This is a genomic window from Phycisphaerales bacterium (assembly GCA_016716475.1).
Lineage (GTDB): Bacteria > Planctomycetota > Phycisphaerae > UBA1845 > Fen-1342 > JADJWG01.
The window spans coordinates 1,337,631-1,356,460 of the sequence record JADJWG010000001.1; the positions used below are offsets into that span (position 1 = coordinate 1,337,631).

15 protein-coding genes are annotated in these 18,830 nt (G+C 65.1%); 9 read left to right on the top strand and 6 right to left on the bottom strand.

All coding sequences use genetic code 11. The features are described 5' to 3' along the window. Nucleotides 1-20 precede the first annotated feature (20 nt). On the bottom strand, nt 21-665 hold the full coding sequence (locus tag IPM18_05530; protein MBK9119050.1) for a phosphopantothenoylcysteine decarboxylase: 645 nt from the start codon (nt 663-665) through the stop codon (nt 21-23). A gap of 334 nt (nt 666-999) precedes the next feature. On the opposite strand from IPM18_05530, the gene IPM18_05535 reads away from it, so the two are divergent. From IPM18_05535 to IPM18_05545, 3 genes are read left to right on the top strand one after another with little or no spacing between them, the layout of a single operon-like run. Next, nucleotides 1,000-1,362 (top strand): YlbF family regulator, encoded by a 363-nt coding sequence (locus tag IPM18_05535; GenBank protein MBK9119051.1) that lies wholly within the window; start codon nt 1,000-1,002, stop codon nt 1,360-1,362. A gap of 47 nt (nt 1,363-1,409) precedes the next feature. After that, the gene (locus tag IPM18_05540; GenBank protein ID MBK9119052.1) at nt 1,410-3,485 is read left to right on the top strand and encodes a glycosyltransferase family 39 protein; all 2,076 of its coding nucleotides are present in this window, start codon (nt 1,410-1,412) and stop codon (nt 3,483-3,485) included. Beyond that, complete coding sequence (locus tag IPM18_05545) at nt 3,482-4,471, top strand: lysophospholipid acyltransferase family protein (protein ID MBK9119053.1); 990 nt, start codon at nt 3,482-3,484, stop codon at nt 4,469-4,471. The genes IPM18_05540 and IPM18_05545 overlap by 4 nt, the downstream gene beginning before the upstream one ends. A gap of 196 nt (nt 4,472-4,667) precedes the next feature. Here the strand turns inward: IPM18_05545 and IPM18_05550 are convergent, their stop codons facing one another. Further along, complete coding sequence (locus tag IPM18_05550) at nt 4,668-5,288, bottom strand: PEP-CTERM sorting domain-containing protein (GenBank protein MBK9119054.1); 621 nt, start codon at nt 5,286-5,288, stop codon at nt 4,668-4,670. Between the two features lie 287 nt (nt 5,289-5,575). Between IPM18_05550 and IPM18_05555 the strand changes: the two genes are divergently transcribed. Further along, the gene (locus tag IPM18_05555; protein MBK9119055.1) at nt 5,576-6,277 is read left to right on the top strand and encodes a phosphatase PAP2 family protein; all 702 of its coding nucleotides are present in this window, start codon (nt 5,576-5,578) and stop codon (nt 6,275-6,277) included. Here IPM18_05555 and IPM18_05560 read toward each other — a convergent pair. Then, nucleotides 6,260-8,221, bottom strand: coding sequence for a hypothetical protein (locus tag IPM18_05560; protein ID MBK9119056.1), 1,962 nt, complete (start codon nt 8,219-8,221; stop codon nt 6,260-6,262). The genes IPM18_05555 and IPM18_05560 overlap by 18 nt on opposite strands. Next, entirely contained in the window at nt 8,221-8,493 is a 273-nt protein-coding gene (locus IPM18_05565; protein ID MBK9119057.1) for a hypothetical protein, read from the bottom strand. The genes IPM18_05560 and IPM18_05565 overlap by 1 nt, the downstream gene beginning before the upstream one ends. A 307-nt stretch (nt 8,494-8,800) precedes the next feature. Here IPM18_05565 and IPM18_05570 point away from each other — a divergent pair, with 307 nt between their 5' ends. The 4 genes from IPM18_05570 (at nt 8,801) to IPM18_05585 (ending at nt 13,601) form a co-directional block, all read left to right on the top strand. Beyond that, the gene (locus IPM18_05570; protein ID MBK9119058.1) at nt 8,801-10,414 is read left to right on the top strand and encodes an efflux RND transporter periplasmic adaptor subunit; all 1,614 of its coding nucleotides are present in this window, start codon (nt 8,801-8,803) and stop codon (nt 10,412-10,414) included. A gap of 47 nt (nt 10,415-10,461) precedes the next feature. Next, nucleotides 10,462-11,751 (top strand): peptidyl-prolyl cis-trans isomerase, encoded by a 1,290-nt coding sequence (locus IPM18_05575; GenBank protein ID MBK9119059.1) that lies wholly within the window; start codon nt 10,462-10,464, stop codon nt 11,749-11,751. A gap of 75 nt (nt 11,752-11,826) precedes the next feature. Beyond that, a complete protein-coding gene (locus IPM18_05580) occupies nt 11,827-12,783 on the top strand; it encodes a sugar phosphate isomerase/epimerase (protein ID MBK9119060.1) in 957 nt (318 codons plus the stop codon). Between the two features lie 140 nt (nt 12,784-12,923). After that, entirely contained in the window at nt 12,924-13,601 is a 678-nt protein-coding gene (locus IPM18_05585; GenBank protein ID MBK9119061.1) for a hypothetical protein, read from the top strand. Nucleotides 13,602-13,736: 135 nt separating this feature from the next. Here IPM18_05585 and arfB read toward each other — a convergent pair whose 3' ends face one another. Next, nucleotides 13,737-14,147: an aminoacyl-tRNA hydrolase gene (gene arfB / locus IPM18_05590; GenBank protein MBK9119062.1), complete on the bottom strand. Its 411-nt coding sequence runs from the start codon at nt 14,145-14,147 to the stop codon at nt 13,737-13,739. 451 nt (nt 14,148-14,598) lie between these two features. Then, complete coding sequence (locus IPM18_05595; protein MBK9119063.1) at nt 14,599-15,510, bottom strand: CAP domain-containing protein; 912 nt, start codon at nt 15,508-15,510, stop codon at nt 14,599-14,601. 50 nt (nt 15,511-15,560) lie between these two features. Here IPM18_05595 and IPM18_05600 point away from each other — a divergent pair, with 50 nt between their 5' ends. Beyond that, nucleotides 15,561-18,536, top strand: coding sequence for a PKD domain-containing protein (locus tag IPM18_05600; GenBank protein ID MBK9119064.1), 2,976 nt, complete (start codon nt 15,561-15,563; stop codon nt 18,534-18,536). Nucleotides 18,537-18,830 lie beyond the last annotated feature (294 nt).

Sequence of the window (18,830 nt, forward strand, 5' to 3'; positions counted from 1 at the left end):
GGGATCGCAGCAACCCGATCTCAGCCACCCGGCGTGATCCAATGAATCAGCCAGCGGGAGAACTCCACCTTGCTCATGGCCGCGCCATTGGCCGGTTCTATTACGTGCCCGTCAGCCGTGAGCACCGTCGCCTGAATGCCGGCCGCGCCCATCGTCTCCAGCGGGTTGGCGACCATCGCCGCGAGCCCCTTGCTCCGCAGTTTCTCACCGGCCCGCTTGCACAGCACGCCCGGCTCCTCCAGCGCAAAACCGATGATACGCTGCTCCGGTCGCCGACGTGCGGCGCAGGCTGCAACCAGATCCGGGGTCGGCTCGAACTCCAACCGCAGCGTACCCTCCGAACGCGGCAATTTCCCCGCGGTCGGCCGGGCGAGTCGATAATCCGCGACGGCCGCCGCCATGATCAACACGTCACAGGCCGGAAAATGCCCGTCCAACAGGGCGGCCAGATCAGACGTCGATTCGAAGCGGTGCAGGGCTACGCCGACTGGCGGTTCCACGGCCACTGGTCCGAGCAGCAGCGTGGTCACGTGCCCCGCGGCCTGGGAGGCCGCGGCCAGCGCTACGCCAAGCTTGCCGCTCGAGCGGTTCGCCAGGTAGCGCACGGCGTCGATGGGCTCGTGCGTCGGCCCGGCGGTTATCAGGATGTGCAGGGGTTTGCTCATACGTTCCGCCGGCAACCGTCGCTCCGTTCGCGCAGTGCATCATGTCCGCTCGTGGCACCCTCCGCCAGTCGAGGATGGTGGGGAGCCCTCCTGCTGGTCTCGTATCCCGAGAGTGCCGGCTCCAGCCCGGGGATGAGAGCCCCCAACCAGCAGCCACCGGCCAACACGAACGCACGATCACACCCGTGCGCACTCCGAAGGTGAACTGCGGCTGGCGACCGCCGACTCGCGCCGCGCCATTCCTGCCGTGCCCCCCCGCTATCGGAACGTTACAATCCCCAGCAACCATGCGGCGCGGCGCCGCACAATCCGTGTTTCAACGTATGGGTGCAACATGCCGGACGCGCAGGATCTTGTGCAGCGGGCTCGCGGCCTGGGAGAGGCCCTCGCCGCCCACCCCGTGGTCGTGGCCTACTTCGGTGCCCAGCACCAGGCGCGCAGCGACAACTCGGCCCAGAGCGTCCTCCGGGACTACCAGCAGCAGCTTGAGCACATCCAGAAGCTTGAGGCCGAGCAGCAGCCGATCGAAGTGGCGGACAAGCACAAGCTCCAAGCCCTGGAGCAGCAGATGGCCAGCAGCGATGCGCTCAAGCGCCTCATGCGGGCACAGGCGGACTATGTCGCCTTGATGAATCAGGTCAATGCCGCCATGGAAGAACCACTCGCGCGCCTCCGACAGGGGAGTCCGCAGTCTTGACCCTTCCGCCGTCGTCGTCACCGGTTGCAGAGCTAACACCGAAACGTATGGCTCGCCACACCATGGCGTGGTTCGGTGTGCTGCTCTTGAGCACGGCCGCGCTGTCCTTCTATCACCTCGACGGCGGGGCCGGGTTCGAGCCGGTCGATGCGTGGGTGGGCCAAACGGCGCGCGAGATGTACGAGGGGGAGTTCCCGCGCACCCTGATCGTCCCCACTTTCTCCGCCGAGACGCGCATGCAGAAGTCGCCCGGGCCCTACTGGGCGGTGATGCTGACGGCCTGGGTGCGCGGCCAGGCGACGATCGACGAGGTCGCAACGCGCATCCCCAATGCATTTGCTGCTCTGCTGTTGGTTGCGACCCTTTTCTGGCTGACCTGGCACATCGCCGGGGATCGCCCCGCCATCTTCGCCGGTTTCGCTGCTTCCGCGAGCGTCTGTGTCCTCTGGTGGTCACACCGCGGCGCCAGCGACCTCGGGCTGACGGCCTGCACAACACTGTCACTCGCGGCACTGTGGGTGGCGGCCGAGCGCTGCCGTGCCGGCGCCGGGCGCAATGCGCTGTTCCTGCTCGCCTATTTCGCGGCTGGGGTCGGCATGCTCTACAAGATGCCGATGCCGTTGGCGGTGGTCGGGGTACCCGCGTTGCTGTATGTGCTCGTGTTGCGCCGTTGGTCCGTGCTGGCACACTGGGTCCACCTGGTGGGGCTGGCCGTGTTTCTTGTGCCGTGGCTGCCGTGGGCGCTCGCCGCGGCCCAGCTCGAGCACGCGGCCCTGCACAAATGGCTGGTCGAATACCTCGACCGCTACACCGGCGACCTGCCGAATGTCGAGGATCAGGGCGGCTGGAAATACTCCTGGTATTACCTGCCGATGCCGCTTGCGTTCTGCCTGCCGTGGTCACTTTCACTGCCGGGCGCGCTCGCGCGCGTCTTTCGACGGGATGCGTTCGCGTTACCCGCGGCGACTACGCGTCCGGACGGTGGTGGCGATTCCATCGGTCGCCGGGGGCGGGTCTTCATGCTGCTCTGGTTCGTGGGTTTGCTGGTCTTCTTCACCGCTTCGACCGGCAAGGAGTGGCGCTATTTTCTACCCGCGCTACCCCCACTGTTCGTCCTGCTGGGGATTGAACTGGCGGCTTTTTTCGGCCCGCGTCCCGCCGGTCATTCCCACCGCCTGGCTCGGCTCGGTGTCCTGGGCATCTGGATCGGGTATCCGCTCGCGGTCGGCGTCGGTCTCACGATCGGACTACGTAAATGGTGGGCCATGCGAGGCCAGTTCGAGCTCGACGGGCTGGTGACGCTGCCGACGGTAGCCATGGAAGTCGCGGTGGCGGCCGCGCTGCTGTACATCGCGCTGGCGGTCTCTGCGTGGCTCTATCTGCGCGGTCGAACGCACGCCTCTTTCGGCTGCATCGTTGTGGGGATGTTCGCGCTCTGGCTATGGGCCTGGCCGATGGTGATGCCGCGATTTCTCTCCCAGCGACCGTTCCGCGATTTCGCCACACAGCTTGTGGAGCACGTGCCGGCCGAACAGCGGTCGGCGCTGCGGATGATCGGCACGCACGATCCACGCATCAACTGGTTCGGTGATCTGCGATTCCCGCGCATCATCGACCAGTTGGCCCTGCTCCGGGAACAGGTGGAGCGTGTCCAGAACGGGCAGCAGACTGCAAGGCGCGACCTCGACTATGAACTACAACGGTATGGCGAAGAAATCATCCGCGGCCTGCGCGGGACGGAACTCGTGCTCTACGTCTTCCCGTTCGAGTCGTACGTGCTCTTGATCGCGAGTGCCCCGGCAGAGCTGGCCGCCCGCGACGAAGCCATGCCTCCGCACTATCTCTGGCTCCAGACGCGCTACGGTAATTTTGATCGTCAGATGTTGCTGGTGAGCAATCGACCACCCCCCTTCCCTGCTCCACCACTCCGTCTGCCTGAGAAGCTCGCGGCCCGTCTGCAAGCCGCCGGCGCCGCCTTCCCCATCGGCGCTTCCGACGGAGTACCCGCCCAGTCCAGTTCCATTCCTGCCGAGAACGCGAACGAAGAGGCGCCCGGTATGCCCCCGACCCCAGCGCCCGCCTCCGACACACCGGCCGCAGCGGAGGAGACCGACCCAGCATGATCCACACGCTCGCCACGCGCCTCTGCCGCTACGCCCAGGCACCCACCGTCGGCACGGCGCTGGTACGCATCGGCGAGTACGCCCTCGTCCGCGCGTGGACCACCCTGATGAACTGCTTTCCGGTCGATGTCAACCTGCACACCGGGCGGCTCTTCGGGCGTATCTGGTGGTACGCCAGCCCCCGCCACCGCCAGCGGGCCCTCGACAACCTGCGCCCGGCACTGGGCGACCGGTACGACGAGGTCGGGCTGCGCCGCATCGCGCGCGAATCCTTCGAGCACTTCGCCCAACTCTACGCCGTCGAGCTCTTTCAGACACCGCGGCTGATCCATGAATCCTCCTGGTCCCGTTATGTCGAGCTGCAGGACATGGGGCCGGCGCTACGCGAGCTGCTCAGCCCGCGCGGGGCCGTGCTGCTCACGGGCCATTTCGGCAACTACGAACTGCTCGGTTACACCATTTGCAAGCTCGGCTTGCCGCTCAGCGCCGTCATGCGCCCACTCGACCGTCCGCTCATCAACCAGTTCCTCGTCGAGGCCCGCGCCCGCGGCGGCCTGACGCTGCTCTACAAGAAGGGCGTCAGCGCGGTTGCCGGACAAGTGATCGACGCGGGGGGCGGGCTCAGTTTCATTGCCGATCAGGATGCCGGGCGCAAAGGAATGTACGTCAATTTCTTCGGCCGCAAGGCCTCTACGTACAAGTCGATCGGCCTGTTGGCCATGGCAAAGCGCGTTCCGATCGTGGTGGGCTACGCCACCCGCGTGCGCACCGGCTTCCACTACCGGCTCGCGGTCGAGCGGATCATTCAGCCCGAGGAATGGGACGTGCACGACGATCCGCTCCGCTGGATCACACAGGAGTTCACCACCGCACTGGAACAGGCCATCCGCCGCTGGCCGGAGCAGTATCTGTGGGTCCACCGCCGCTGGAAGCACCGGCCAAAGGATGAAACGAGCGCCGCGCAGCCGTCCGCGGACCTTGTCTGAGAAGTGTCTTTCCAAGGGGAATTGGCAGTGGCCCGACGCGCGCAGTTCTGCGTGCTCCCACCGACGGGCGCCCCCTCGTTCCCCCGATCCCTGCTCACCCGTTCTCACCCCGCGCATAAGCAAGCGGGGCCGGCGCTGTTGCGCCCGGCCCCGCTGCACCTCCGTCCCCCTCTGGATACTCGTCCCGCTGCATTTTTTAACGACGACGCGCTGCGAGCAGCCCCAGACCCAGCAGCAGGAAGCTCGCCGGCTCCGGAACCAGAGCGAAGCTATCGAACCAGATGTCGCTGCGACCGCCGGCCGCACCGTCACCCAGGCGCACCCAGATCTGCTTGCCGAGCTCGTCGCCCGTCGCGCCGGTCGTGTAGGTGACACCATCGAGCAGGATGAAGTCCTCGACGCCGTCGAGATCATAGACCTGCGTGGCTAGCAGGGAGAAATCCGCCCGGCCCTCCGGCGGACCATCGGCTTCGGCATAACCGATCTGGTAGGGAATCGCCCCGAGGCGGTTGCCACCACCGATAGCATAACTGTAGAAGCGATAGGTGGTGTTGGGCTCGAAGACCACGGGGAGCAATTGGCCGACAGTTTCGGTCGTGTTGGCGCTGTAGAAGCCGAAATTACCGCCGAGGTCACCCGAGAGACCCGTCGGCGTCGGGAAACCGGCATGCGGCGCCCAGCCGCCGTTGGGTCCCCAGTTGGCGATGGCGCCAAACTGGCCCGTCACATTGCTCTCGATGTCCGCGTTCAGGAGCGGAATGTTCGCGAACGCCGCGGCCGACACCGCCAGCGCTGCCGCCAAGGCAAGCTTCTTCATGCTGATTCTCCTCCGTAGGGTGCTTGTGAGCACGATGATTAGGATACAACGAACAGGAAGCACCGGCGGGGCCGCGAAGTGCAATCCGGCAGACCGTCAGAGCCTGTTTCCCTGTCCAGTATAGCCGTCCTGGCAGACCCAATACAAATCCAAATTGTGTTCTTGACTTGGAATGAACCGCTTTCGGTCAAGTAGCACGCTTGGCGGCAGACCCTCTCGGACCCACCGCTGAACCCGTGCACCCATGACCTGACGATTCTAAGAAGGTCCGCTAAGATCGCAGCGTGATGACCTCCGACTCGGCTGAATGCGCTGCCAATAGCCCCCCCCCTGTGTTCCACCGCGGTACCACTGTCCGGTGGCGTGGTCTGTGGATCGGTCTGGCCGCGCTCTTCGCAGTATTCTTCCTCGATGCGTGGTTGGATCAATTTCTGGGCGTTACCTGGGGTCCGAAACTCACTCCCGCGATCGAAAAACTGAAACCCGTATTCCCACTGCTGATGCTGGGGGTGGTGTTTGCGAATCTTCCGAACGGCAAACGCCTCGCGATCGGTTTCTTCACACCGCTCGTCGTTCACCTGCCGATTCTGCATGGGCTGAAGTGGATCATCGGTCGCGCCCGCCCCATGCGAGGCGAGGGGCCGTTTCATTTTGTCCCCGCGGCGTGGCCCGCTTTGTGCGGGGACGAAACATACAAGTATCTCGACGCGTTCCCCTCCGGGCACACCACCGCGCCCGCCATCGTCGCGCTCCTCCTCGGGATCTACTTCCCCCGTTTCCGCTGGATCTTCTACCTGTGGGCCGCCGTGCTCGGCCTCGAACGCATTGTCACACGTTGGCATTACACATCAGACGTAGTGGCCGGCTGGCTGCTGGCGGCAGCGCTCGTCGGGCTCTCGGTTCGTATCCTCGGACCGCGCTACTACCACATGGGACCGTGGCAGCCCGCAGAATCGTCGCTGGGTCCCGCCTCAGCGCGCCACCCATAGCGGCAGTGCGGTCACCGCGCGCTGGCGCTTCGCCTCGAGCAGGTCACGGAATTCCCGCAGGGGCGGGGGTTGTCCCTCGCTACCGATCCAAAGCCGATATACCCCCGTCTCCGCCCCGCGCTGATCCAGCGGCGGCCCCGGGCGCAAACTCACCTGCAAGGGTCCATCGAACGCAATCGGCGGCAATCCCTCGAGCACTCCCAGCCGGTACCACGCACGTGCCGTCAGCTCCATGTTCCATTCGGCGTGGCTGAGCGCTGTCGCGGTCGGGACATAAACCACCCACCCGATATCGGGGGAGCGCTCAGGCCATTGAATGCGCGGCAGGAGTTGCGTCGTCTCATACCCGAACCACTCCGCGGCGGGCGGTCCATCCGGGGCGAGGATCAGGCGCGCGTCACGCCGCACCTGTCCACCGGCGAGCGGCAGTCCGGGCGCCCGCAAAGCCGCTTCGACGACGTCCTGCGGCGTGCTGCCAGTCACGATGTACGTCGCGAAGCGACTGGCATCGTTTACTGCGAGCGGATTGCTGTACTCGGTTGGATACAACGCCACGCCAAAGTGACGCGTTCCACCCTCGGCACGCAGCGCGCCGAGCTCAAGGTACAGGTACACCCAACTGCGCCCCTCACCACCCAACGCCAGGACGACCTCGGCGAGCGTAAGAGGGTTGACATCCGTGCCGGCGTCCGCAGCCTTCATCCGCTGCATGGCCTGCAACAACCCATCCGCAATACCGCGATCCGCCGGCGCCGCTTCGGCCCGCACCAACAGCTCGGCGGCGCTTCCCGGCCCGGTTCGCTCGGCGGCGCGCCGTGCGGCCCGGCGGCCTGCGTTGAAATCCGCCGCGAGAGGTTGCCGCCCGGCTTCCACCAGCCGGCCACTCGCCAGCCGCACGAGCCAGCCGTCGGACGCGGCATCCAACGCAGGCCACACTTCCGTGTTGACCGTACGTACTTCTCCCCAGAGCGCTTGCAGGCGGTTGAACACATCCGGGTCCACCGTCCCGCCGGCGGGGGGGGCCGCCGCGAGCATGCGCCCCAGCGCCGCCCAGAGGCGCAGGGCCTGATCGTCGAAATCCGCCGCCAGCGCCGCCCACGCTGCGGGCACATCGTCGTAAGGAATCTCACCAGGTTGCGCGGCGCGATCAAGTGGATCGAGACCCAAGGCGCGATCCAGCAGCGCCGCGGCCAACTGGAAAACGCTGGCCACGGTGCCTTCGGAGGGTGCGTCCGCTTCATTCGCCGTCGCCTGCCAGCGGGTGTACTCGCTGACCAATTGCTGCTTGAGCGTCAGCAGGCGGGAGAACCCCGGTGTCTCCGTGGCCGCCAGTAAATCCGTCAAGACGCGGCGCGGGGCATCCCAGGCCGGCGGTTGAAACGTGCGTCCGCCCGGAAACACGAGCGTCGGCGCGACACCGCGCGCCAAGAGCGCGAACTTCTCTGCGGCTGTAGCGGCATGCAGGTTCTGCCCCTCAGCCCGCAGGGTCGCGATCCGCTCCGATAGAACCGTCGGGTCGGACACTTCTAACAAGGGCCGCGGACCTGGGGGGCGGGGCGGTGGCGGCAGTAGCCATGTCAACTCGTAACCCGGACAGGCCGCCAACCACGGTGCCAGCATTTCCGCCCGTTGTTGAGCCCGCGTCGCAAGATCCTGCGCTGCGTCCGCCACATCCTCTGTATCGAGTGCCGCGATCCGCCGCGCCAGCCAGATGACCTGATCACACGGCGACGATAGCAGGCGGCTCAACGCAACGATCTGCTCGGCATCGGTCGGTGCAATTCCGGCCGCGACCAGCAACTCGTCGAGCGCGGTGATTTCGTCCGCATTCCCCGGGCGTGGCAGGGTTGGACGCGGAACCGCCGCTTCCTGCGCCTGGGCCCACATGACGCCGTCGAGCGCCACGCTCACAGCGAGCAACAGCAGGACGGGCAGTCCGCGCATCAGCGACGCCCACTTCCAGCACGCGGCTGATCCACGGGACGACCGGCGGGCGGGGCCGCAGGTTGCCGCTCACCGGACATCTTGGCGCGTTCTTCCTGAATGGCGTCCTTGGCGCGATCGGCATCCGCACCGGCAATGACGGTCGTCTGGGAGTCATTCGATACCTGACCGGGCGGGGGAGCGTCGGCAGGAGTCGTCTGGCAACCCACCAAACCCGCGAGGAGGGCTATCCCTGTGGCGGCGGTGTACCCGATCCAAATTCTGGCCCGCATGGTTCGCGCTCCTGCTTCGGGGCGACCGTACCCCAAGAAAGTGTACGCGACGAAGGGCAGGTCTGCACGATGTCAACCATCACAGGCCGTCATGCCATCCGTGGGATCCAAGTACCCCCGCGCGCCACGATGCTTGCAGCTTCAGCCGAGCAGTTTCAGAAATGCGCTGTGATTGGAGAACCGACTACAATCCACAACCGGGGGGCACGAGTACGGCGCAACGCAGCCGATTTCGTAGTATACTGCGTTTCGGACAAGGAAGTCCGCCCACCGAGCCGGCGAGCTCAGACTTGCGAGTAGTGCTGAAATGACCACTCATCCCGGAACCGCTACCGTCACTGCCCCTGCGGCCGCCTCGCATGCCCCCCCACAGCGCGCCCGGCGGGTCGTCTGGGTCGTGCCGGTGTTACTCACGCTGGGGATTCTGGGAGCGGCCGGTGCCGGTTGGTTGCGCCCCTGGTTCCGCTCCGATGGCAGCGTCATTGATATGTTCGTTGTGGCACCCACCACGATGATGATCACCCTCAAGGAAGATGGAGAGCTGCGCCCGGTCCAATCGATCGAGATCAAGAACGAAGTGCAGGGGGAACGCGTGACGATCGAGTGGCTGGTTCCGGAAAGCACGCGTGTCAGCGCGGGAGACCTGCTGGTCAAGCTGGCCTCGGACGATATTCGTGATCGGCTGGAGATGGACGAGCTCGAGTTGAGCAATGGCAAGACCGCGCTGGAGCAGGCCGAGAAGGAGCTCGAACTCACGCTGAGCGAAAACGAGAGTCGCATTCAGAAAGCCGAAATTGACCTGAAGATCGCCGAACTCGAGTACACCCGCTACACCGAGGGTGAATACGAAAAAGCGCTCAAGGCCATCAACATCAACATCCAGCAGACCGAGACCGACCTGGCCCGAAAGGAAGACGAGCTGGTGAAGAATCAGCGGCTCGAGGCGATGGGATTCGTTTCGCGGGCCAAGATTCAGGAGATCGAGGACACGATCGAACGCCTGAAGATGACGCTTTCACGCTACCAGCTCGAAAAAGCGATCCACGAGAACTACGAATGGGAGAAGAACAAGCTCGAACGCTCTTCCGCCGTTGACCAGGCGCGGGATGAGCTCGAACGGGAGCGGGCCCGCGCGCAGTCCCGTGAATCGCAGGCCCGCGCCAAGGTGCAAGAGCAGTTCCAGGGGCTCGCCATTCGCGAGACACGCTACAACCGCCGCCGGGAACAGCTCGATCGCTGCGAAATTCGCGCCCCTGTCGATGGCGTCGTGCAGTACGGGGAGTCCGGCCGGGGCCGCGGCTGGCGCAGCGAGCGCGTGGGCGTCGGAGAGCAGGTCTTTCCAGGTCAGATCATCATGACCCTGCCCGACACGTCCCAGATGATGGTTTCCACGCGCATCCACGAAGCCGATCGTCACAAGGTCGGCGAGGGTCTGCGCTGCATCGTGACGGTGCCGGCGGTGCCCGGGCGCACCTTCACCGGCACGGTCACCAAGATCGCCCGCTTTGCCGACTCGGAGCGAAGTTGGCTGAATCCGAACCTGAAGGAGCACGCGACAGAAATCCGCCTCGATGAACACGATCCGGCGCTGTCTCCAGGCGACACCGCTCGCATCGAAATCCTGATCGAGGAAGTGCGCGACGTACTCGCAGTACCTGTGCAGGCCATTTTCTCCCGCGGGCGCCAGCACTACGCCTTCGTGCAACGCGGCAATGACTCTGAGGTGGTATCCGTGGGCCTGGGTCGCGCCACGCCCACCATGGTGGAGATCACGGGGGGGCTGCAGGCCGGACAGCGCGTACTGATGGCGCCGACTGAACTTCAGCTTGCCAAGCTCCCCGCACCGGGCGAATCCACGGGCGAGGGCTTCAACGCGACCGAGACCGCCGCCGCCGACACCGACGGAACCAGTGCCGGCTGATTCGGTCACCCTCTCACCGCACCCGCTCCGGACGGTATACTCCGGACATGGCACCTTCCCACACCATCCGCATGACGTGCCCGCTCCGTTTTCCGCTTGCCGTCGGCCTGCTGGCGGCAAGCTTGTTGCTGAGCGGCTGCCAGACGAACGAGCCCACGCCCCCGCCGGAAGCCCGCCGCCCCGAGCTTCGCACGGAGCAGATGCTGGTAGCCGCCCGGGAAGAGCGCATCCGCCGCGGCGAAATCACGCCGGCTGGTGATGCCCATACGCAGCGCCAGGCCCCCGCCACCCGCGGCCAGGCCCCCACCGTCGCCGCTCCGGGCGCCATCGAAGGGGAAGTGCTCATCGTCAACGACGCGGTAATCACCGTGTCGGAAGTGCTCTACCCGCTCCGGGATCGGCTCGCCGAATTGCGCCGTACCCGCACCGCGATCGGTTTCGCCGAAGAGGCCCGCACGCTGATTCGACGCGAGGCGCAGGAGGAGATCGGTCGCCTGCTCATCTACCGTGAAGCCCACGGTCAACTCGACGAACAGCGCCGCCGTGCCTTCGACTTTGCGGTCGACCGTGAAACCGACGCCATCATCGCCCGCGACTTCGGCGGTAGCCAGGCCCGTTTTGACGACCACCTCCGGCAGTACGGCCTCACGCGGGACTTGTGGCGGGGCGCCCTGTTGCGACGCCTGCTCGTGCAGCAGTACACCCGTGAGAAACTCATGCCTCAGGTGCAGGTCCGACGCGACGATCTCCTCGGTCACTACCAGGCCAATCTGCCACGATATACGGCCTCGGAAACGCGCGAACTGCTCGTCATCGAGTTGCCGTTCGGCGCCTTTCTGCCCGAGGGGCAGGTGTGGGCCACCGCAGGTGAACGGGAACGGGCGGCCGCGCAGCTTCGCGCGACACGCGCCGCCCGTGAAGCCCACGCCGCACTCGCCGATCGGGCTTTCGCGGAGGTGGCGGCGGAGTTCTCCCGCAGTCCGAAAGCGGCCGCGGGTGGTTCCTGGGGCCGCATCGGCCGACCGCTGCAGGCCCCGTTCGATCAGCTCAGCACGCCCATCTTCCACTTCGCCGAGGGCCAGTACAGCGACGTGCTCGAGTTGCCCGACGGTCTCTACATCGCCGCTTGCGGTGCGATCGAACCGGCCACGCGACGCGACTTCCGCGAGGTTCAGGAAGAAATCCGCCGTGAACTGATGGAGAACCGCTTTCAACGCCTCTCCGTGACCTACATCATGAGACTCGCCGAGCACGCAACCATTTCGGCACTCCAACCCTTCGTGGAAGCGGCCCTGCGTCACGCGCAGCAACCGGCCTTCGCCGCTGTTCAACCCTGATCCGCACCCGGCCACTCTTGGGCTGCGGCGCCTTCGGCTTGTTTCCGGGCTCGTCGGCGCGGTACGCTTAGTCGCATGATGTTCGCCTACTCCCATACCGACGAATCGTCTCATGAAACCCTGAATCGCCGCACGCTCCTGCGTCTCAGCATGCAGGCCGCAGCCGGCCTGGCACTGGCCGGACTGCCGCGCTTCGGACGTGCACAGACACCCGCGGCCAACCCGACCAGGAGTCCCGCCGTGACACCGAAGTTCCAGATCTCACTCGCCGCCTGGTCCGTGCATCGCCTGTTCTACGCCGGCAAACTTCCGCAGATCGAGCTCCCGAAGTTCTGCCGCGAGCAGCTCGACCTCGGCGGTCTCGAGCTGGTCAACTCCTTCTTCCCCAGCCCGCACTACCACTACTGCCGCGAACTGCTCAAGAAGGCCGCCGACCACGACGTCAGGATTCTGCTCATCATGTGTGATGCCGAAGGTAATCTCGCGGCGGCGGATGCGGCCGAACGCCGCCAGGCCGTCCGCAATCACCGCAAGTGGCTCGACATCGCGGCCGTGCTCGGCTGCCACTCGATTCGCGTCAACACCGGCCCCGGCGATCCGCAGGATGAAGATGCGTTGCAGCGCTGTGCCGAAAGCTGTGCTGCGCTGTGTGAACTGGCTCGCCCGGATAAGTTAAAAGTACTGATCGAGAACCATGGGGGGTTGTCTTCCGATCCGCGCGCCATCGTGAAGATCATCCAGTACGCAAAAGACCCGCTGCTGGGCACGCTGCCGGACTTCGGCAATTTCCCCCCGGCTATCGACCGTTACGAGGCCGTCCGGCAACTGATGCCGTACGCGCAGGCGGTCAGCGCGAAGTGCCACGAATTTGACGCGGACGGCAAGGAGATTCGCACCGACTATGCCCGGATGATGCAAGTTGTACTCGACGCCGGTTACAACGGCTGGGTCGGCATCGAATATGAGGGTCCGGACGCGGACGAGCTGGCGGGCATCCTCAAGTGCCGCGACCTGCTGCGTCGCTTCCAGTGACGCTACCGCCGGCTTTCGCCCCCTTGCCGCGGGCTACGCGAAACGGGTGCGGGACCTGAAAATATCCCGCGGCCAGCCCCGAATCCCCCTTGGGTCCACACCCCGCCAACGGGCGTCGGTTGTAGCAGAGGAGCAGAGTGATGAACATGGGTCCATCGGTCGTGGTCAACAAGGGCGGGTTCTTCAGTGCCATTGTGAAGGGTATCTTCGGTACGATCATCACCGTGATCATTTGCGGCACATTGATCGCCGTCTACGCGCTGAACACTGTGCAGGATCAGGCCGCCACGGTGCTCATGCGGGCCTTCGACGGTGCGGAGCGGGTCATTACGATGTTGCCCGAATGGCAGCGCGCCCTGCCCCCACAGATCTCCGAAGCCCTCGACGATCACCGGGCGCCGGATTACCGCGACCAGCTCACCATCACAACCGAAGCCGCCACCGAAAGCGAACGGCGCGGCCACAGCCGCGTGGTCGTGACAGTCGCAAACCAGGGCGCGGAAACGGTTTCGATGCTCGTATTGCGGGTCGTAACGCTGGACAGCAAGGGTGCGCCGGTTGGAGAAGATAGCGTCTACCTGGCAACCCCGGTCGCGTTCGATGGCGAGTGGCGCGGCCCGATCCTGCCCGGAAATACGCGCCGTGTGGCCGTCGCCATCCGCGGCAGCGCCGAGCGCGTTCAGGGGATTGAGACCGAATTGGTAGACATACGGCTCTGGAACAGGGAACCCAAACCCGTACCCGCTGTGGCGGCATTTCCGACCTTGTCCACCCTGCCCGTGTTGCCTGATCAGGCAGATGTACCAGCCACACCCTGAGGATGAATGCCGCTCCGGACTGGGGCGCCTACGGGTGGGCGACGCGGGACCTGAAAAGCCGCTTGAGGCCGCCCTTCGGCCGCCGCATCGCCGCATGCGGACCGTTTCGCCACCCTTCACAACCCGACTGATGCCCTACTCCCCTGCGCCGCGGCGTTGACGCTTGATCTCGCCGCGGCGGCGCTTCATGTCCATGCGGCGGCGCCGCGCAGCCGCCGTGGGGCGCGTGGATCGCCGTGCTTTCGGCACATGCAGCGCTTCGGCCAGCAGCACGAGCAAACGCTGCTCTGCAACCGCGCGATTGCCGCTTTGCGATCGTTCCTGTTGCGCGACGATGCGCAAACGTCCGTCCGCCGAGAGGCGGTTCTCAAGCCGCCGTGCGAGGCGGAGCTTCTCCTCCGGGGAGAATTCGGTGCAGGCCTCGAAGTGGAACAACAGCGTGGCGCGCGTGGCGACCTTGTTGACGTTCTGCCCGCCCGGACCACTGGCCGGATCATAGCGCAGCTCAATCCACGGCAGCAGTGTTTCGAGTGTGGGAATAAGCACGTGCCACCCAACCTTGGCCTGGAATACTCATGCACGCGCGGACAGGGTACCCACGCAGATGCGTCGCACGCCAGTCCCGAAACAGACCGACGGGCGACGCATCGTGTGTTGCGGAGAGGGCGCGGGCCGCGGGCCATCAGCACAAGGCGATGTACGCGGCAAAGAAGTACACGACAATGCGAATACGCTGGGGGGTCCACATGAAGAGCATCTTTCGGCCTCCTGGGGCGATGCATCCGGCGGGCCAGAGGGCCCGCGGGACGGCGTTCTTTTCCTGCCAGGTTGTACGCCGGCCACCGGCGGTTTTCGACTTGGGTCGGCGCAAATGCACAGAAAGCGGCCTGGGCCGGAGTGTTATAGGCGGGGAAGGACGCCCGGTTGCAGAGGTCCGATCAAGGGTGCGAATGCCGGGGAAAACGCGCAAGGTATGCGCCGGGTCGGGCAGCGGACGCTACGCGCCGTGGTTGCATTCAGGATCGCTGAAGGGGCGATCGCGATACGGCTCATCTGCAAATGGACGGCCGAATTCCTGCACCCAGTAATACCCGTAGTCCCCTCCATAGCGGATGCCGATGCCGAGCTCGGTGAAGGCCGGGTTCAAAATATTCTCACGGTGGCAGGGGCTGGCCATCCAGGCTTCAAACACCTCCACGGGGGTGCGCTGCCCCGCGGCGAGATTCTCACCCACGATCCAGAAGTCGTAACCAAACTCGCGGCTTCGATCTCCCAGCGCAGAGCCGGTGACCGGATTTTCGTGGGCAAAGAAACGGTAGAAAATCAATTCACACGCGTACTGGGTGGCCTGCGCCTCGAGCAGATTGTTCTGTTGCAGGGGCGCAAATCCCCGGGCCGCGCGGGCCTGGTTCACAAGTCGGAAGATCTCGGCCCGCCAGAATTGGACCTCCGGGGGCTCCTCACAGCCCGAGAACCTTGCCGTCAGGGCGTCGGGAACAGAGGTGACCTGGCTGCCGCCCACGAGCGTGCCCGTCCCGCCGTTGACGTCATCGAGGGCGGGAATCGCCGCTCCCGATCCGGGAGCACGCGGTCCGACGTCCGTGGTGCCGGGAACCGCAGTGGTCGTGCTGTTGCCGGAGCCCGAACCACGATTGCCCGAGCCGGAAGTCGTGGAAACATTGTCGAGTCCGGGAATTTCCTCGAACGGCGCCCGCGGACAACCCGCGGAAGTGAGCACCAAAAGCGTGCTCCAAAGTCCGAGTTGCAACCCGATGCGCTTCACTGGAGCGCCTTTCCGCATTTTGAGGCCCGGAAGAGGGGCGACCTCCCAAGGTCGCCGCACATCCATTATATCGTGCGAACAGAGTGGGTCGATTCGGCTCTTGAAGCGACTCCCTGCCCGCCCCATACTTACGACGCTGATGGGTCCGTGGTAGCCCTGTAGCGAGGAGTCCCTCGATGCGTAGTCCCGCAACTCTCGGCGTTTTCGGACTGGCCGCGCCTTTTCTGGCCGTAGTCGCCGCGGTCGTGCCGCTGGGTTGCATCCCGGGCACTGGGGGAGGTGGTGGGTTGTTCAACCTGCCGCCGTCCGTCATTCTGTCCGTGGATCAGCAACAGGGGGTCGCCCCACTCACCGTGCGATTCTCTTCTGCGGGCAGTACCGACGACGGCATCATCATTGAACGCCGTTGGGATTTCGGGGACGGCGTCGGCACCAGCCGGGAGATCGAGCCCACCTATACGTACACCCGCACCGGCAACTACACCGTGCAACTCACTCTGGTCGATGACCGGGGCGCTTCGTCCAGCCGATCGATCGTCATCAGTGTGACCGAGCGTCCAGTCGCGATCTTCACCGTCGATCGAACGTTCGCCGAAACCGCGCCCGCCATCTTCAACTTTGACGGCTCGGCCTCGTTCGACCCGGATGCGGGGCCCAACGATGTCCTTCAGTATCGCTGGGATTTCGGGGATGGCTCCCTCGAGTTTCTGCCGGTCACCGCACATACCTTTTCAACGTCCGGTGTGTATCGCGTGCGACTCACCGTGACCGATGCCGTCGGCATTACCGGCTTCGCGGAGCAGGTCATCGAAGTCGGAATTACGCAACCAGCCCTGGAAGTGCGCGTGCCGCCCCGGACGGTCGAAAACCTTGTCGTGACGCAGAATTCACCGCTTTGGGTTGCGGCCGAGTGGGATGTGGAGCCGCTGGTACCCTACAAGATGTCGGCCGGGCTCGACGTGGATCGTGACCCCTGCGATGCGCAGGTCGCCGTCTTCGAGACCGTAGGCCACACACTGGTGGAACGGCTGCTGGGTTACGCGGACCGCGTGCGGGCCGCCGCGTTTTCACCCGATGGCTTCGTGCTCGCTGCCGGCGGGGACGACGGCGTGGTCCGCATCCACGACCTTGCGACCGGGGATCTGCTGCGCAACCTGCTGCACAATGGCAGTCCTGTCCGGGCGCTGGCCTTCAGCCCTGATGGCACCACCCTGCTCGTTGGTCATTCCGACGGCAGTCTGCTGCTACGGGACGCCCTGAGCGACGCCGTGCTGCAGGCCTTCGGCGGACACGCCTCCGCGGTTACTGCGGTTGCGATTTCGCCCGATGGCGGCTGGCTCTTCAGCGGGGATGCGGCCGGGGTCGGTCGCCTGCGGACGCTGGCTAGCACGGTACTGTTTACCTATGGGCATCCGGCACCGATCACCTCCGCGATGTTCTCGCCGACCGATCCCGAGCAACTGCTGACCGGTTGCGAGGATCGCACCGCGCGAACCTGGAGCACCGTGACGGGTACGCTCTTGCAGGATTTCGCACCGGTCATCAATGACGGTGTGCTCGTGGCCGGACACGATGGCAGCGTGAACGCGGTGGCCTTCTCCCCTGACGGCACGATCGTGGCAACCGGGAGTTCGGACCAGCGCATCAAGCTCTGGAATTCCCAGACGGCCGCAGAATTGGCGACCTACACCGGCCATACGGCCGCCGTGCTGGCGCTGGCGTTTTCGCCCGACGGGACGCGCCTGGCTTCGGGCAGTGCCGACACCACAGCGCGCCTGTGGTCGGTCACCATGAACCAGGCGTTGCAGACGCTGTCGCCGTGCGTGTCGCCGATTGTGACGGTGCAGTATTCACACGATGGCAGCCAGTTGCTGACCGGCATTGCCGCCGCGAATTCCATTCCGCTCAATACGGTGCCATCGCAGGGCAACGACCTCATACTGCGAACGCCGCAGGCCCTCAATCTGGCGAACGTACCGGCAGCCCCCGGTGGCACCGAGTTCTATCTGTGGGTCGAATTGAGCACCGATCGCTCGTCGCCTGAACGGCGTTACCGTACGGACACGACCATTCGGGTGATTCCGTCCTTCCCGGCGACGATCGCCGAGAATCCCCCTGTGATCCCGCTGCGCGACGACGCCGCGGACATCGTGCTCCCGGCGACGACGACACGGCAGATTTTCGACCTGGGGCCGCTCGCCGTCGGCGACCGTGTCTTCCTCAGTCTGTTGACCACACCGGGCTACGGCGAAGCGTTCACTCTGGCAGAACTCAATCCCACGGCTACGGGTGGTGGTTTCAGCGTGCTGCTGCTCGACGCGGATGAGCGGATGGTGGCCTGGTACGATTCCGGTCGCACCTTGTTCTCGCGCCAGACGCAGTTGATCGTCGGACACAACAGCCCCCGCTATTTTCTCGTGATCGACTCGCTCGGCGCGCGACCCGTGCCGAGCATGCGTGTGCGTGTGCAACGCGACTTTACCGACACATCACTTCCGCGCCGGCAGTACGTGCACCTGAACTTCACAGGCGCATCCAATCTCACGATCGCGGGTTCGACGCCGTTTGATCTGTCGCCTTTCGCGATCACAGGCAAGACGGACGGCGACATGATCCAGATTCGGCAGGCACTCGTACAACGTGTCACGACGTTGCTGGCGCCCTACGGGTTCGACGTCTCCACCGATCCGCCGCCGGCTGCAAACACTCCACGCCTGACAATCTATTTTGATGGCCAGAATCGCCTGCTCAATGTTCAGATTCCGGGCGTGACCAACGTCGCCAACCTCACCATGTTCGGCCTGCCCGGCTACATCGATCCGCGCAACTTCACGCTGAGCGGGCGTGCCGCGGTTGCCGCAAGCGAAATCGCCGCCGCGTTCCCGGCACTCTCCAACGCTGAGCTCGGTGTGGCACTCGGCAATTCCGCCGCGCACCAGGTGGGCCTACTGACGGGCCTGCGACAGACGGCGCAGCCGGTCGGCTCCATCACCGACGTGATGTCCAACACGGGTACAGCCGCTCGCCGCCAGGTGGTCATCGATCCTGCGTTGACGTTCACCGCGGCCCCCCTCGCACCGTTGACCGGTATGACGGCGATCGGCGAACAGAACGCACCACAGTTGCTGCTCGAACTCGTCGGACCCAATTAATCGTCGCAGCGGTGACTGCGCACACCGGCACACTCCCGCGGCTCGCACTGGTTCAGTGCGAGCCGCGTTCGCGTTTCCGAAATCACCCAGCAGGGCATTCGGGAGCGATTGCGCTGCTTTGGTCAGAATCGTGCCGCAAAATCGTTCACAGGTGGCTTTAATGCGATTGATATCGCCTTTTTTCGGACTACGCAGCGGCCACGCCAATATTGAGAATTGATTAGCGATTCAAATCTGCTAAACTAGTGAAGGCGTTCGGCTGCGACGGCCTCACTTCCTGCGGGCCTCGGCCCG

Excerpts from the sequence above, each read along its gene's own strand:
- IPM18_05530 (MBK9119050.1), bottom strand. The coding sequence starts at position 665 with ATGAGCAAACCCCTGCACATCCTGATAACCGCCGGGCCGACGCACGAG.
- IPM18_05535 (MBK9119051.1), top strand. The coding sequence starts at position 1,000 with ATGCCGGACGCGCAGGATCTTGTGCAGCGGGCTCGCGGCCTGGGAGAG.
- IPM18_05540 (MBK9119052.1), top strand. The coding sequence starts at position 1,410 with ATGGCTCGCCACACCATGGCGTGGTTCGGTGTGCTGCTCTTGAGCACG.
- IPM18_05545 (MBK9119053.1), top strand. The coding sequence starts at position 3,482 with ATGATCCACACGCTCGCCACGCGCCTCTGCCGCTACGCCCAGGCACCC.
- IPM18_05550 (MBK9119054.1), bottom strand. The coding sequence starts at position 5,288 with ATGAAGAAGCTTGCCTTGGCGGCAGCGCTGGCGGTGTCGGCCGCGGCG.
- IPM18_05555 (MBK9119055.1), top strand. The coding sequence starts at position 5,576 with ATGACCTCCGACTCGGCTGAATGCGCTGCCAATAGCCCCCCCCCTGTG.
- IPM18_05560 (MBK9119056.1), bottom strand. The coding sequence starts at position 8,221 with ATGCGCGGACTGCCCGTCCTGCTGTTGCTCGCTGTGAGCGTGGCGCTC.
- IPM18_05565 (MBK9119057.1), bottom strand. The coding sequence starts at position 8,493 with ATGCGGGCCAGAATTTGGATCGGGTACACCGCCGCCACAGGGATAGCC.
- IPM18_05570 (MBK9119058.1), top strand. The coding sequence starts at position 8,801 with ATGACCACTCATCCCGGAACCGCTACCGTCACTGCCCCTGCGGCCGCC.
- IPM18_05575 (MBK9119059.1), top strand. The coding sequence starts at position 10,462 with ATGGCACCTTCCCACACCATCCGCATGACGTGCCCGCTCCGTTTTCCG.
- IPM18_05580 (MBK9119060.1), top strand. The coding sequence starts at position 11,827 with ATGATGTTCGCCTACTCCCATACCGACGAATCGTCTCATGAAACCCTG.
- IPM18_05585 (MBK9119061.1), top strand. The coding sequence starts at position 12,924 with ATGAACATGGGTCCATCGGTCGTGGTCAACAAGGGCGGGTTCTTCAGT.
- IPM18_05595 (MBK9119063.1), bottom strand. The coding sequence starts at position 15,510 with ATGGGGCGGGCAGGGAGTCGCTTCAAGAGCCGAATCGACCCACTCTGT.
- IPM18_05600 (MBK9119064.1), top strand. The coding sequence starts at position 15,561 with ATGCGTAGTCCCGCAACTCTCGGCGTTTTCGGACTGGCCGCGCCTTTT.